Source organism: Streptococcus sp. SR4, assembly GCF_000517725.1.
Taxonomy (GTDB): Bacteria; Bacillota; Bacilli; order Lactobacillales; family Streptococcaceae; genus Streptococcus; species Streptococcus salivarius_F.
On sequence record NZ_AZYW01000031.1, the window covers coordinates 16,674 to 30,658 of the forward strand.

Here is a 13,985-nt window from a genome sequence, read left to right on the forward strand (position 1 = left end):
CCTTACATTTTATTTATTTTGACTGAGCAAAGCGTCAAGTTTTTCTTCAAGACGTTTCACGTCATCCTTAGTCGCATACTCAACTGAAGATTTTTTAGCATCAAGTTTATTCAATAATTCTTGAGCTTCTTCCTTGCTTTGACGTTTGAGCTCTTGTTCCAGTTCCTTACCTTCTTCAACAGTCAAACGCCCCTTTTCAACTAACTCTTTGACAAAACTATCAGCTTTATCAACTGTCATAGCAGTCAAGCCAATACCAGCCAAGAGAACTTTTTTCAAATCATTCATTATCGTTACCTCCATCTAAGTAGGAAAAGCAAAGAAATAGACTAGCTACTTCTTCAGAAAATATAAGAACGTTTTCACACTTTTATTCTACCACTTTTTCAGAAAATGTGTTAATTAACATAAATTACATTCTGAAGTATTTTAATACTAGATATACAAATAAATTCGCCAAAATGCCTATTTATTAAAGTAGTACTCAAATACTAAATAAGAATCTCAAGCTTTTGATGAGATTCTTAACAACTTTCTATTTGTAAAGGGCTTCACCATTACTTTCGATAACAGACTTATACCAAGCAAATGATTTTTTCTTATAACGAGCCATGCTACCACTACCATCATCATTGCGATCAACGTAGATGAAGCCATAGCGTTTACTGAGTTCAGCCGTTGAGGCTGAGACCAAGTCAATTGGTCCCCAAGTCGTATAGCCCCAAAGCTCCACACCATCTTGAAGAGCTTCACCGACTTGAATCAAGTGTTTTTGAAGGTAATCAATACGATAACCATCTTCAACTGTTGGACCATCAGGACCATCAACAAGGACATCCTTGGCACCCAAACCATTTTCGACGATAAACAATGGCAATTGATAACGATCATAGAAGTCATTCAAAACTAAACGAAGACCGATTGGATCGATTGCCCAACCCCACTCAGATTTCTCAAGGTAGGGATTTTCAACACCACCCATAATATTTCCTTTACCAATCGTATAGTCTTCTGGATTATGTGCGGTTGCCACAGACATATAATAAGAGAATGAAATAAAATCAACGGTATTCTTCAAGATTTCTTCATCACCAGGAGCGAATTGTATTTCAATACCATTTTCTTTGAAATAGCGTTTAATATAGTTTGGATATTTCCCACGCGCATGAATATCTGAGAAGAGATAGTTTTGATTTTCAAACTCGTGAACAGCCAACTGATCCAAAGGATTAGCTGTCATCCCATAAGCAGGCATGGCAAGAACCATACAACCAATCTTAAAATCAGAGTTGATGTCATGACCAATCTTGGTTGCTGAAGCTGATGCGACTAACTCATGGTGAACTGCTTGGTAAAGATTTTGTTTAGAGAGCTCTTCCATAGGTGTCGCAATACCACCTGACATGAATGGTGCATGTAGAACCGAGTTCACCTCATTAAATGTCAACCAATATTTGACCTTATCTTTATAACGTGTGAAGACGGTACGGACATAGTTCTCATAAAAACCAATTAATTTACGATTAGTCCATCCATTGTATTCACGCGCCAAGTTTAGAGGTGTTTCATAGTGAGACAAGGTTACAAGCGGTTCAATGCCATACTTAGCCAATTCATCAAAGACTTTATCATAGAAAGCAAGCCCAGCTTCATTTGGCTCAGCATCATCACCATTTGGGAAAATACGAGACCATGCAATTGACATACGAAAGACCTTGAAGCCCATCTCTGCAAAAAGTGCTATGTCCTCTTTATAACGGTGATAGAAATCTATACCTTCTAGCTTTAGATTATCTGGTGTTGGTTGATCTGTAATCAAAGGATTCAAAGACCCAGGTTCAAGTGGAACACCACCCTTTGGCGTCACATCCTGCACAGACAAACCTTTGCCATCTAGGTTGTAAGCACCTTCAAACTGGTTGGCAGCTGTTGCACCACCCCAGAGAAATTCTTTTGGAAATGTGTAAGTCATCTTTTATCTCCTCGTCTTGTTTAATCTACTAATAGTATAACACTTGGAAAACGATTACACTTATACTATCTTATTGACATCTGATACTATAGTACGAAAAAAACAGACCCAAGTCTGTTTTAATTAATCATTATTTTCAATAGCATTTGCTGCTTTGGCCTCTTCTCGCCTAACAACATTATCTTTAACAATCTGATAAAGGGTCGCGGCTACTGGCACAGAAACCAACATGCCCAAGATACCACCCAAAGCAGAACCTATGGTGATAGCGAAGATAACCCAAATACCAGGAAGTCCGGTAGAGCCACCAACCACATAAGGATAGATGAAGTTTCCTTCAAACTGCTGCAAAATAACCACGTAGGCAATAAACAAAAGTGCCAAGGTCACAGAGTGCGTCATAATCAAGATGGTACCAATCGTCACACCGATATAGGCCCCTACAACTGGAATCATAGCTGAAAAACCAATCAGGATAGAGATAGTCGCAGCGTATGGAAAATCAAAGATACGCATCCCAATATAACACAAGGTTCCCAAGATACAAGCCTCAATCGACTGATAAACGAAGAAATTGCGGAAGCGATTATTGAGAATAGCAACTACATAGTGGAAAGTCTTACCATAATGTCCTAAATAGACATCTACTAAACGATTGACCTGATTTCCAAGTTTTTCTTTCCCAGCCAAAACATAGCAAGAAAAGACGATACTGATAAAGAGATTAATCAAGGTTGATGGTAGACTCGTTAACGAAGTCAAGAAGCTTGTCAAACCATTCATGATTTGTTGAAGTAACTGAGCACTGTAGCTATTGATTAGCTCTCTAACCTGTGTCACACCACCAAGATCTTGAATAATTTTTTGCAAGGACTTGTTTTTAAGCAACCAATTAATCAAATTATTAATAGCTGAACGGTCTTGACTAATCAAGGTATTGATACTGTCAATCAAATCGGGAAGAACAGTGAAGACGACCCAAGTAAAGACCAGACCAATGGTTGCCAATGCAGAGAGCAGAGCAATGGGACGCTTGATTTTAGTGATAAAACCAAATGGAATAAACTTGACCAGTAGCTTCTCATAAAAAGACATCAAGATATTGACCACAAAGGCAATCCCTGCTCCAACCAGGAAGGGCTGACTGGCAACGTAAATTGTGTTACAAATTGAAACAACTGTTTCCCAGTATGTATAGATCAAGAAACAGCTGAAAAAGAGGACAGCCAACCAAATGAACTGATTTTTTGTAAATTTCATAGGAACTCCAAAATTTAAAATACCCTTCCATTATACACTAAGAATGGGTTTCTTACTATCTTTGATCATAGAAAGCCGCTAAAATTCCACCAACTCTTGATCAGCTATTGGATCAATCAGCTTGACAAAGTGGAAGCTCAATCCATCGTAATCAAAAACTAAGATGGCACAATTGCCTGGACACGACTCAAAGACCCGCTCTGGCTCAACGGCATGAAGAAAAGTCATCAAGGCTCCAGCGTGGCTAACAGCTAAAATAGATTGGTCAGGATGCTTATCTACTATTTCCTTAGCACTCGCAACCACACGCGCAACGAACTGGTCTTGACTTTCCCCGCCAAACTGGGCATAGTGGTCACCAAAATGCCCCACAACAGATGTCTTGGGATGAAGATACTCTGGCTGACCCTCAAAGATACCAAAATGCATTTCTTTAAGCCCCTTAACACGTTGATAATCAGTACGCCCAGTAGCCAATTCAATGGTATCAGAAGCTCTTTCAGTTGTCGTACAATAATACTGGTCAAAAGTCATATCATGTTTTTCAAAATAAGCACGGACCTGACGAGCTTGGTCCCGACCTTTCTCAGTCAAGGGAGAATCACACCAACCTTGAATCCGATTAAGTGTGTTAAAAAGTGTCTGTCCATGTCGCATTAAATAGAGTCGTGTCATTCTTCGCCTCCATAGATATACTCTTCTTCTACAGGATTATATACTGAAACCAGTTCAAATTGCCCTTGATCGTAAGTAAAATGTAAGATACAACAATTTTTAAGACCACGAATATCTGGGACAGGATTTAAAACACGTCTACAGAACTGCAAAATAGATGGTCCATGACTAACAAGCAAAGACTTGGAACCATCGGCCACACTCTCCATGATGGCCCTAATCGTCAACTCCATACGATCCCGAACCTGGGTCGTACTCTCGCCACCAAATTGAACAAAGTAATCACCAAAGCCTTGTCCATCAGGTAAGGTTTTAGGAGTAAGATACTCTGGCTGGCCCTCAAAAGCTCCAAAATCCTGTCCCTTAAGACCTTTAAGTCTTTCATAGTCTGTTCGTCCAGTCACAATTTCTAGAGTATCACTGGCTCTCTCAGAGGTTGAAGTAAAGACATGATCAAAAATTGGCTCCTGCTTGGCTAGATACTGACCAGCCTTTTTAGCCTGTTCGATCCCGACTTCCGTCAAAGGGGCATCGCAGACCCCCTGAAGCCTATGCTGAACATTAAACCGTGTTTGCCCATGTCTCATTAAATAAAATTCTTTCATAATGTTACCTCTAAACCAGAAATCGGATCAATCACCTGAAGAAGCTCCAATTGACCTTGGTTATAATCATAAACACAAACATTACAATTTCCAAAGCCCACTCCTTCAGGAAAGGCCAAGTCCATGAAAATGATTAATCCCCATAAAGCTGCTCCATGACTGACAAATAGGAGATTCTCAGCACCATCTTTTGTGTGTTCTTCTGCTTTCTCTAAGACAGTCTTTAAGACCCTCTGACCGACCTCGCGAATATCTTCACCTCCGTATGGAACCAAGAGATCTTCAAAGGAGCGTGAACCTGGTCGATGTTTGGGGAGGAGGTGCTCTGGTTGAGCTTCAAAAGATCCAAAGTTCATTTCTTTAATTCCCTTGAGTTGGATTACCAAATAGTCAGGCGCCACAATCTTGGCCGTATCAGTCGCTCTCTCTTGCGTAGAGGAGTAGACAGCATCAAAAGAAATACCTTTCTTTGCAAAGTACTCCTTCACTTGTTCTGCCTGCAAAATCCCATTTTCAGTCAAGGGAGAGTCACACCAGCCCTGAACACGCTTTTGTGTATTAAATAGTGTCTCACCATGTCTCATTAAATATAACTTCATTACTCTACCACCCTATCTTTAAACCAATCCTAAATAATCTTCCAAGACAGTCAATACTCCTTGGTCTTTATGATGGGGAGCAATCTGATCAGCCACTTGTAAAATAGCTGGACTGGCATTTTCCATAGCATAAGAGCGGCCAGCCATTTGCAAGAGCTCAAGATCATTGTCTCCATCACCGAAAGCCATGACATTATTTTCAGACAAGTCCCAGTGGTTAAGAAGCTGCTTGAGTCCCCAAGCCTTGTGCATGCCTTTTTGAATGAAGTCAATAGCACCAAAACCACTTGGAACAGCAACTAGATTGCCATCAAAATCACGATTAAAAGCCTGTGACACACGATTAGCCTCTTCAGGACTCAGCAACATGGTAATCTTGATGAAATCATCATCTAAATCCTCCAACCTATTCAAACGGTGAATGGATGCTTCCATGGCGGCTTGCTCTTCTTCTGTTATCATCTCAGCAAAATTGACCCTAGACCCTTTTAACATATAGGAGCCTTGAGCACCATTAAATATAGTTGACCTATCCAACAAATCATAATTAAAATAGCTTAGCAAGTTTTCAACATCATTTGATGCCATGAACTCCTGACACAGAAGCTTGCCATAGCTAACCACCTGACCACCATTTTCAGCTACAAAATGCAGGCGATTAAAAGTCTCCGCAAACATGGGTTTAAGACGGCTCATACTATTACCTGACGCAACGACAAAGTGCATATCACGCGCATCCATAGCATCTAAAATCTGACTAAAACGCTCCTTGTCATAGCTCCCTTTATCGTCTAAAAATGTTCCATCCATATCTGTTGCGATCACCTTAATGGTCATAAAGCACCTCCTTGACTAACTCACTCTTATTATAACCCTTTTAGAAAACGCTTACCAGTACCATACTAAGAAAAACTGATACTATTCTTGGATATTTAATGGTCTTAGGATTGTTTTGTAAGCCCAGATTGTTTATAATGATAGTATGAAATTGAAGAATATTTTAAGAATACTATTTTCTCTTCTAATGATAGGTGCCATTGTTGGTGGATTGCTCTACCTCACCATCTACTTTAGCAACCGAGATATTAAGAAACTCTCCATGCCATCAAATAAGGATGGATTGAACTTTACCATAAAGAATAAAGAGCTCTTAGATCAGTCTGTCTTACTTGAAAAAGGCAATATTAAAAATGTAGACATGCAGATTCTCTCCTTTAAGAAGGACGGAAAGTATGTCCTGCAAAAAGGAAGAACCGAAGATAATAATCCTGAACTCACAGAGCAAAGTATTAAGTACGAAGCTAAGCGACGAGAAGCTCTTGCTCTTATTAACTCTGGTTTTTGGTCTTACGAAGGGCTAGATCGTCCTTTCGCTCAAAAGGAAATCGAATTGGGCAAAACAGGCCTTCTATATGGAGATGATCAAAATAATATCACTGCCGGAACCTATCCAAATATCGACACAGCTAAAATGTTTACCCACATGGGAAGCAACGGTTGGGATACAGGTGCCTTTGGTATTCTCATTAAAGATAAAAAAGTAGATAAAACCTGGGAAAAAGGTGATCCTGACCAACCAAATGCTCGTTCCATATACGTAGAGACCTATGATGGTATTATCCGTATTATCCAAACCTATGGCCACAACTCCCTCAATAAGGGCTTGAATCACGAAGACGTCTATAAACTTTTAAAAAATATAGGCTACTCGAATATTCGTCTTGCCTTCCTACTAGATGGTGGTGGAACGACTCGTATGTACACGCGATCTGATAATGGTAAGGAAAAGGTTGCTGGTGCCTTTGTCGACAATAGAACCTATATTGAGTACCTCTACCTCACCAAGCGTGATACTAATGCTGCTGATCCAAATATATGGCGTGATCCAGAGCTCGTAAAAGCTGGTAAGTCCAAGTCAATCACTTACGACGACTATATTGAAGCAATCTATTCAAATGGAAAAGTTCCAGGAACCCAATACCAGTTTGAAGTCTCCAAATAATGCAAAAAATCCTCACTAAAATGAGGATTTTTTATCTTATTTTAAATTGTTCAATGCAGTAAGTAGGTAGTGACCATCACGAATACCCTTACCGACACGCTTGGTATTTTCAAGCAAATCTTGGTAATCAGTATCTGAAAGATTGTCAATGGTAGCCTTCAAATCATGAAGCGATTCTACTGCAATCCCACAGCCATTCTCAAGTACAAAGTGAGACAAGGCTGACTGTTTCCAAACAACAAGCGGGAATCCTGAGGCCAAGTAAAGTGACGCCTTGTGAGAGTTGTTATAGCGAAGGTACTCGCCGAAAACACCACTACATGTCTCAGCACTATCACCATCCCAGACAAGTCCAAAACCACCCTCAAGGGCTGCAGGAAGCTCATCAGGTAGGAATGAGCCAAAGTAAGCCTCATTCTCAAGAGCTCTGCTCTCGTCGAAGCCAACACCATAAAGATTATAAGCAGGTTCTGCAGGAAGTGAGTAAAGATAACCAGCTTTTTCTTGTGCCAGATTACCAGCTACAATAATTGGCTGATTCTTACTTAGACCTGTCTTCTCTTGGAAATTTGGAATCAAATAGTCGAAAATGCCAAGGCTAACAATCTTATCTTCCGCAATCCCTTTATCCACCAAAACAGATTTCATAATTGGATTATGGGCAATGATACCATCAGCTGCAGCAAGAAGCCCTGATTCTTGAATCTGAATACGAATCTTATGCTTTAAAGGGAAATTTTCAACATTGACATAACGAAGAGCTTCTAAATCGTGGATAATAAAATTAACTTTTACCCCTTTTTTCTGCGCTTTCTTGACATGATGTGTAGTAAAAAAGCTATGGTGAAGCATTGGGAATTGAATAAGCAATTCATCTCCTTGTTGCAATTGATCCAAAGCCTGACCAAAAGCCTTTGATTTATGAAGCTGTGCTTTAACAGTGCTCATCTCGTACCAATTGTCAACTGAAAGAACCAAGGCTTGATAGCCCTCTCTCTTTACAATTTCTTCAACGTCATTACGAGCCTTATTTCCTGCATTTTTAACATTGTTATCGTGTAAAAATTCTTCTTTTAAATAGTATTTCATCTCTTATTTCTCATTTTTCAAAAGCTGATTTATCAGGATAGCGTTCTATCAAGATTTCCTTAAAACGAATGATATACTCTTCTTTAAAGTCAATGTCATCATTGACACAAAGCAATTTTTTACGTTTATCTTTAAAGATACTCACTAACCTATCAACTTGATTTAGATCTATCGACTCTCCAAAATTCTTTGACATAGGATAAAACTGATTACTTTCAATTTGCCAATGTTGACAGATATATTGATTAACATCTACTCCATAATCTCTAATTTGATTACGTGATGTTTTATCTAAAGTTTCCCTTTCAATTTCCCATAAATGTGCCAAAGTGCTTTTCTTCATTGGAACAGGTAAATGTTGATTCACGTATCCCGTTGGACCCCAAGGCAAGAGTAACAAGTTTTTCAAAACTAGGGAACCATAACGGAAATTAAAGAATTTCCAAGGCGAGGATTTCAAAGCCTTCTTATTAGGAAAATGACGATAGATTAATTCAACATTATTGTGATAAGTATTAGTAAACGGTGACCAAGGAACTAAAGCATCGTATACTGCTAAAAGCTTGGGTTGACCATTTTTATAAAAATCTGAAGGGTGACTATCTCTAATCAAGTACATATCATCATTGAAATACAAATAGTTCTCCGACAATCCTTCAATACGATGAAGATTAAGCTCAATAGCTGCTGAATTATAGGTAGGTAGGTATTCATTAGGCATAAATTCCTTATGAGTGACCAATTTGAGTTTTGGATGATCCAAATTCAACCAGTCTGGCTTTTGCCCATTGGTAATCAAATAAACATTATTTACCCAAGGAGCATGCTTTTCAATCATTCGGAACCAGTAATTAAAAATGCCATAATCACGATAACGTTGCTCACCATCAATTTCTTGGTTTAAATCTGAGACATGACCAGTCACAGCCTGTTTTTCACGGATAAACTCTGGATCACTACCATCTACCCAAAGAACAACGATATCAATTTTTTCTTGTGTCATTTAGTAAATTCTTTCTCAACGACTTCTAGAGCACGCTCAATAACCACGTGCATGTCGTAGTATTTATAGTCTGCCAAACGTCCACAGAAGATAACCTTGTCATTTTTCTCTGCTTCTTCTTGGTACTTAGAAAACATGGCGTTGTTCTTTTCATCATTGATTGGGTAGTATGGTTCATCTCCACGTTTCCAGTCAGCTGGGTATTCACGTGTGATAACTGTCTTAGGTTGTGTACCATACTCGAAGTGCTTATGTTCGATGATTCGAGTATAAGGAATCTCACGCTCTGTGTAGTTGACCACGGCATTTCCTTGATGATTTTCCTCATCCAAGACTTCGTGTTCAAAACGAAGACTGCGATACTCCAACTCACCATGTTTGTAATCAAAATACTGGTCAATCATCCCTGTAAAGACAACTTTATCAGCTGAAGCTTCAAGCTCTTCACGATTGGCAAAGAAGTCAACACCAAGTTCTACTTCTACATCACCAAGCATGTTTTCAATGATGACGTTGTAACCACCGATTGGAATTCCTTGGTAACGGTCATTAAAGTAGTTATTATCAAAAGTCAAACGAACAGGAAGACGTTTGATGATAAATGGTGGAAGGTCTGTGGCAGAACGTCCCCATTGTTTTTCAGTATAGCCCTTAATCAACTTTTCGTAGATATCTGGACCAATCAACTTGATAGCTTGTTCTTCAAGGTTTTTAGGCTCAACGTCTTTCATATCAGCCGTTTGCTCAGCAATCTTGTCCTTAACTTCTTGAGGAGTCTTAGTGCCCCACATAGCATAGAAAGTGTTCATGTTAAATGGAAGATTGTAAAGACTGCCCTTGTAGTTAGCAATTGGTGAGTTGATATAGTTGTTAAATTCAGCAAACTGGTTAACATAGTCCCAAACCTTTTTGTTTGAGGTATGGAAAATGTGGGCACCATACTTGTGAACGTTAATACCTTCAACATCTTCACAGTAGATATTACCACCGATGTGATCACGCTTGTCAATCACTTTTACTTTTTTACCGCGCTTAGTAGCTTCGTGTGCGAAGATTGCTCCAGACAAACCAGCACCAACGATAAGATAATCGTACATATTTTTCTCCTTAGTTTTTCATTAACTGTTGTTTCAAGTCTTTCATATCAACGACACGTAAGACAATAATCAAGACGATATAAATGATAGCACCGACAAGACCATCTACTGCTACATTAAGCATAGGTTTAAATTGGACAAACATCTTAAAGACAAAGAGTCCAAGATACATGACAACTGATGCTAAGATAATTTTTGACATGGCTGGAAGGATTGAAACATCCTTGATGAATCTCCTTGAAAAATTCAATTGAATAATCCATACCAAAGCCTCTGTTAAAACTGATACAATTGAGGCTCCGACAAAACCAAATGGAGGAATTAACAAGAGATTAAGTCCCACACTGACAACGGCTGGAATAGTCGTAGAGAGCATAAACTCACGATGTTTATTATGTGGAATCAAAATCTGGATTCCCATAATATTTGTCCAACCGATAAAGAACATCCTAAAGACCATAATAGCAATAGCAAGATAAGCCTCTTGGAAATCTTTCCCTAGGAAGAAACTCACAAAGTCCTTATTGACAATCAAGAGACCTGCTATAATCGGGAAAATCACCAGATTATAAATCAAGAAAGACAACTCATGCATCTTGTTAACGGCCTTATGGTCACCACTAGACAAGAGACCAGATACCCTAGGAAGCATAACACTTCCCAAAGACGTTACTAATGTTAAAAGGATATTGATAATCTTCAATGCCTGGTCATAAATACCGACATCATTGGTAGATGACAAGGCACCCAACATAGTACGATCCAAAGTCACGTACAGTGAAATGGCAACCTGAGGAAGAAACAGCAAGATAACAGGTTTGAGATGTTTCTTAGCGTAGGATAAATCAAATTGAGGCTCACCAATATAGGGTCTTGCTGGTAACCACATACTCAATTGACCAAGCAATTCAAAGAAGGTCAATAGGAAAACATAGAGATATAAATCACCAGGTGTTTTCACAAATAGGAAGATGGAAATAACTCCTAAAACCTTCACCGTTGTATTCCTTGCAGTAATACGACGAAAATCCTCCAAACCTTGGAATAACCAAGAAATGTCCATTCCTTTCGAAATCAAACTTAGACCTAAGATATAAGCCACCATATTTTGCATACCAGGAAAGAACAAACATAATGATGTATACAAGACAAGAGACAAAATAGTCGCAATCAATTGGAGGGTATAAATACCCCAGAAATTTTTACGAATATCCTTCCGATGCCCTGAAATCTCTTTAGTACCATAGTTAGCAACTCCCAAAGTCGCCAAAAGAATAAAGTAGGTCACAATAGAGTTAAAGTAACCATAAGTACCTAAATCCTTGGAACTGAAAATCCGAGTAACATATGGTGTCGTAATGATTGGTAAAACAATGACCAGTAATTGATAGGAAAGATTGTAGGCGTAATTTTTTAAAACTTTCATAAGTATATGACTCTGTTTAGACTTTCTAGATGATATACCTCTGCTTCAATTACAAAAAATCTTTATCAGTCTTCATCACAAAGAGTCGACTAATCAATAGGATAAGAGGTGAGTAACGAAGAACGAGCATTTGGGGATCAAACATGCCATGAATGATCATAACCCCCAAGCAGGCAAGAACAATATCTTTTCGATTAGTTACAAAATAATTCATGACACGTGTTAATGCAAATAACATGAATGCACTAACAGCCAATCCATCAATTACGAGTAACTGCACAAATGAACTATCAATAAAGTTATAATTGCTTGAATAGTTACCGAAGATATCCATGGTCGTAAATGAAATTGGTCGACCTAATAAGGAAACACCAAAATTTCGGAACCCTTGAACACTTAGTCTTAGACGGTTATGCGTAAATTGGTCAACTAGGTGGAATAAATCACCCGTTGAATAGAAACAGAAATAGAGGGTTATAGCCAATGCAATAATAAAACCATATTTTGCAAGATTCGCTGTTATAACATTACTATCTATAAAATCAAATTTAAAGACTTTAAGACTAAATAACGCATAAGTCAAAATCAAAAGACTCAGATAAAGTGGACTTGAGGTTGAAGTCTGTTGGTACATATAAAATGTAGCAAACAGTAGAGCTAACAACTCTAGATAAGAAACTTTCTTTCCTCTGAACATTAAGTAACTACATAGGGCAAAGAACATACGTTGAGAGGCAAAGGACACATAGTTGAATCCTAAACTATAACGATAACCACTATCTGCACTCATCAACATATTTGAGATAATGCCCATCTTACTAGCTAGTATAGTTACAAACAGCACTAAAAATGTGGCGAAGGAGAAAGTCCCTAATAACTTCTTGAACTCTATATCCCTAGCTGAAAAAACCAACAGCAAAACATTAATATCAGGAAGACCATCTCGATTTTTTGACACAATTAACATGGTCAAGGTAAATAATAGGAAAATTATTAATTCCTTCAAGTGGTATCTGAAATAATTTATGGTATCAGGAAGATTAATGAGTTCCTTTATCGTAATCATACCTATTGTAAAATAGAGCAAGTTACGATAGAGTGACAAAAAACCATCCACTCTTACAAAATAAGTTGTAGTTACCAGAGATGCAAATACTACCCAAATAAAAAGGGTAAATAGATAGATTTTCTCTGAGATAAAGCGACTGCTATTCACAAGTACTTCCCATACCTTTCAATTATTCTTATAAATGTTGTAAAACCATCTGCATTTTTTTAAGATAAATCAGAACAACATACATTCGACATTTCAACAACAGTTTTATGAGTGGATTTAATACCGAAGAATCATTCTTAATAAAATCCGCTATATCCTGTTTCTTACAAATTTCTTTAACCAGCTTAACTTTTTTATTAACTGGTAACTTTTGTTTGGTAATATTGTAGATATTACTCATCAAAATTCTTGCTTTTACATTATTATCAAGATTTGAATTGTCTAAATGCCAATCCTCTAATAAGTTATCAACCAACTTCAACTCTTGAAGCTGATATTGAAGACGTTTAGGGTTATAGCCCGACATGGCGGAACCATTTCTACCAATGACATAAACGTAGTAGGAATCTTGAGAAAGATAAATCTTATTGACATTACGATAAACATCAAGATTAAAGCGGACATCTTCACCTAACTCATACTGCTCAAAAGAAAGGTTATTTTCAAGAAGAAATTCTCTGCGATATATCTTATTCCAAACTGTGTAAAGCATATCCGATAAGAATAGTTCTTTAAATATATTGATAAAACCATCCTTGTCGTAACTCCCTTTAAACGGAAGTGACTTTTCAGTACGGCTCTTCTCAGTTAAATCTTCCTCAAAAGAATTATAATAACTAAAAACAACCAAATCCAAATCTGAGACTAGCTTATCTGCAAAATCAGCAAAGAGATTACCAACAAGATAATCGTCACTATCAACGAAGTAGATAAACTCTCCCCTGGCTTTGGACAAGCCAAAATTTCGTGCCGAACCAACACCGTGGTTTTCAATATGATAGACTGAGATATTTGAGTATTCACTAGCATAAGTATCGCAAATACTGCCACTACTATCAGTAGATCCATTGTCTATCACTATAATTTCCAAGTCATCATAATTATGAGAAATAATACTTTTCAAACAACGGTCAATGTATTTCTCAACATTATAAACTGGAATAATAACAGAGTATTTCAATTTAGACTCCTAAAATAACA

General features: G+C 37.9%; 14 protein-coding genes. 1 reads left to right on the forward strand and 13 read right to left on the reverse strand.

The features are described 5' to 3' along the window. Positions 1–9: 9 nt before the first annotated feature. The 7 genes from HMPREF1519_RS03940 to HMPREF1519_RS03970 all read right to left on the reverse strand — a co-directional run bounded on the left by HMPREF1519_RS03940 (position 10) and on the right by HMPREF1519_RS03970 (position 5,948). Entirely contained in the window at positions 10–288 is a 279-nt protein-coding gene (locus tag HMPREF1519_RS03940) for a phasin family protein (RefSeq protein ID WP_022496634.1), read from the reverse strand. Positions 289–535: 247 nt separating this feature from the next. Then, positions 536–1,972 (reverse strand): glycoside hydrolase family 1 protein, encoded by a 1,437-nt coding sequence (locus tag HMPREF1519_RS03945; RefSeq protein WP_022496635.1) that lies wholly within the window; start codon positions 1,970–1,972, stop codon positions 536–538. A 123-nt stretch (positions 1,973–2,095) separates the two neighbouring features. Beyond that, a complete protein-coding gene (locus HMPREF1519_RS03950; protein WP_022496636.1) occupies positions 2,096–3,232 on the reverse strand; it encodes an AI-2E family transporter in 1,137 nt (378 codons plus the stop codon). Between the two features lie 78 nt (positions 3,233–3,310). Further along, entirely contained in the window at positions 3,311–3,907 is a 597-nt protein-coding gene (locus tag HMPREF1519_RS03955; protein ID WP_022496637.1) for a histidine phosphatase family protein, read from the reverse strand. After that, positions 3,904–4,512, reverse strand: coding sequence for a histidine phosphatase family protein (locus HMPREF1519_RS03960; protein WP_022496638.1), 609 nt, complete (start codon positions 4,510–4,512; stop codon positions 3,904–3,906). Before HMPREF1519_RS03960 ends, HMPREF1519_RS03955 begins: the two co-directional genes overlap by 4 nt. After that, a complete protein-coding gene (locus HMPREF1519_RS03965) occupies positions 4,509–5,111 on the reverse strand; it encodes a histidine phosphatase family protein (RefSeq protein WP_022496639.1) in 603 nt (200 codons plus the stop codon). Before HMPREF1519_RS03965 ends, HMPREF1519_RS03960 begins: the two co-directional genes overlap by 4 nt. Before the next feature lie 18 nt (positions 5,112–5,129). Beyond that, positions 5,130–5,948: a Cof-type HAD-IIB family hydrolase gene (locus HMPREF1519_RS03970; RefSeq protein ID WP_022496640.1), complete on the reverse strand. Its 819-nt coding sequence runs from the start codon at positions 5,946–5,948 to the stop codon at positions 5,130–5,132. Between the two features lie 145 nt (positions 5,949–6,093). Here HMPREF1519_RS03970 and HMPREF1519_RS03975 point away from each other — a divergent pair, with 145 nt between their 5' ends. After that, complete coding sequence (locus tag HMPREF1519_RS03975) at positions 6,094–7,113, forward strand: phosphodiester glycosidase family protein (protein ID WP_197016864.1); 1,020 nt, start codon at positions 6,094–6,096, stop codon at positions 7,111–7,113. A 36-nt stretch (positions 7,114–7,149) separates the two neighbouring features. Here the strand turns inward: HMPREF1519_RS03975 and HMPREF1519_RS03980 are convergent, their stop codons facing one another. Genes HMPREF1519_RS03980 through HMPREF1519_RS04005 form a run of 6 tightly spaced genes read right to left on the reverse strand, consistent with a single transcriptional unit; the run spans position 7,150 to position 13,965 of the window. Beyond that, complete coding sequence (locus HMPREF1519_RS03980) at positions 7,150–8,202, reverse strand: galactofuranosyltransferase (protein ID WP_037611225.1); 1,053 nt, start codon at positions 8,200–8,202, stop codon at positions 7,150–7,152. 10 nt (positions 8,203–8,212) lie between these two features. After that, complete coding sequence (locus HMPREF1519_RS03985; RefSeq protein ID WP_022496402.1) at positions 8,213–9,205, reverse strand: stealth family protein; 993 nt, start codon at positions 9,203–9,205, stop codon at positions 8,213–8,215. Continuing rightward, positions 9,202–10,302: a UDP-galactopyranose mutase gene (gene glf, locus HMPREF1519_RS03990; RefSeq protein WP_037611226.1), complete on the reverse strand. Its 1,101-nt coding sequence runs from the start codon at positions 10,300–10,302 to the stop codon at positions 9,202–9,204. The genes HMPREF1519_RS03985 and glf overlap by 4 nt, the downstream gene beginning before the upstream one ends. 10 nt (positions 10,303–10,312) lie before the next feature. After that, on the reverse strand, positions 10,313–11,728 hold the full coding sequence (locus HMPREF1519_RS03995) for a flippase (protein ID WP_037611227.1): 1,416 nt from the start codon (positions 11,726–11,728) through the stop codon (positions 10,313–10,315). Positions 11,729–11,777: 49 nt separating this feature from the next. Next, complete coding sequence (locus HMPREF1519_RS04000; RefSeq protein WP_037611228.1) at positions 11,778–12,944, reverse strand: hypothetical protein; 1,167 nt, start codon at positions 12,942–12,944, stop codon at positions 11,778–11,780. A 28-nt stretch (positions 12,945–12,972) separates the two neighbouring features. Continuing rightward, positions 12,973–13,965: a glycosyltransferase family 2 protein gene (locus tag HMPREF1519_RS04005; protein ID WP_037611229.1), complete on the reverse strand. Its 993-nt coding sequence runs from the start codon at positions 13,963–13,965 to the stop codon at positions 12,973–12,975. Positions 13,966–13,985 lie beyond the last annotated feature (20 nt).

Bases quoted from the DNA above. Each gene is read 5' to 3' on its own strand.
- HMPREF1519_RS03940 (WP_022496634.1), bottom strand. From the start codon at position 288: ATGAATGATTTGAAAAAAGTTCTCTTGGCTGGTATTGGCTTGACTGCT.
- HMPREF1519_RS03945 (WP_022496635.1), bottom strand. From the start codon at position 1,972: ATGACTTACACATTTCCAAAAGAATTTCTCTGGGGTGGTGCAACAGCT.
- HMPREF1519_RS03950 (WP_022496636.1), bottom strand. From the start codon at position 3,232: ATGAAATTTACAAAAAATCAGTTCATTTGGTTGGCTGTCCTCTTTTTC.
- HMPREF1519_RS03955 (WP_022496637.1), bottom strand. From the start codon at position 3,907: ATGACACGACTCTATTTAATGCGACATGGACAGACACTTTTTAACACA.
- HMPREF1519_RS03960 (WP_022496638.1), bottom strand. From the start codon at position 4,512: ATGAAAGAATTTTATTTAATGAGACATGGGCAAACACGGTTTAATGTT.
- HMPREF1519_RS03965 (WP_022496639.1), bottom strand. From the start codon at position 5,111: ATGAAGTTATATTTAATGAGACATGGTGAGACACTATTTAATACACAA.
- HMPREF1519_RS03970 (WP_022496640.1), bottom strand. From the start codon at position 5,948: ATGACCATTAAGGTGATCGCAACAGATATGGATGGAACATTTTTAGAC.
- HMPREF1519_RS03975 (WP_197016864.1), top strand. From the start codon at position 6,094: ATGAAATTGAAGAATATTTTAAGAATACTATTTTCTCTTCTAATGATA.
- HMPREF1519_RS03980 (WP_037611225.1), bottom strand. From the start codon at position 8,202: ATGAAATACTATTTAAAAGAAGAATTTTTACACGATAACAATGTTAAA.
- HMPREF1519_RS03985 (WP_022496402.1), bottom strand. From the start codon at position 9,205: ATGACACAAGAAAAAATTGATATCGTTGTTCTTTGGGTAGATGGTAGT.
- glf (WP_037611226.1), bottom strand. From the start codon at position 10,302: ATGTACGATTATCTTATCGTTGGTGCTGGTTTGTCTGGAGCAATCTTC.
- HMPREF1519_RS03995 (WP_037611227.1), bottom strand. From the start codon at position 11,728: ATGAAAGTTTTAAAAAATTACGCCTACAATCTTTCCTATCAATTACTG.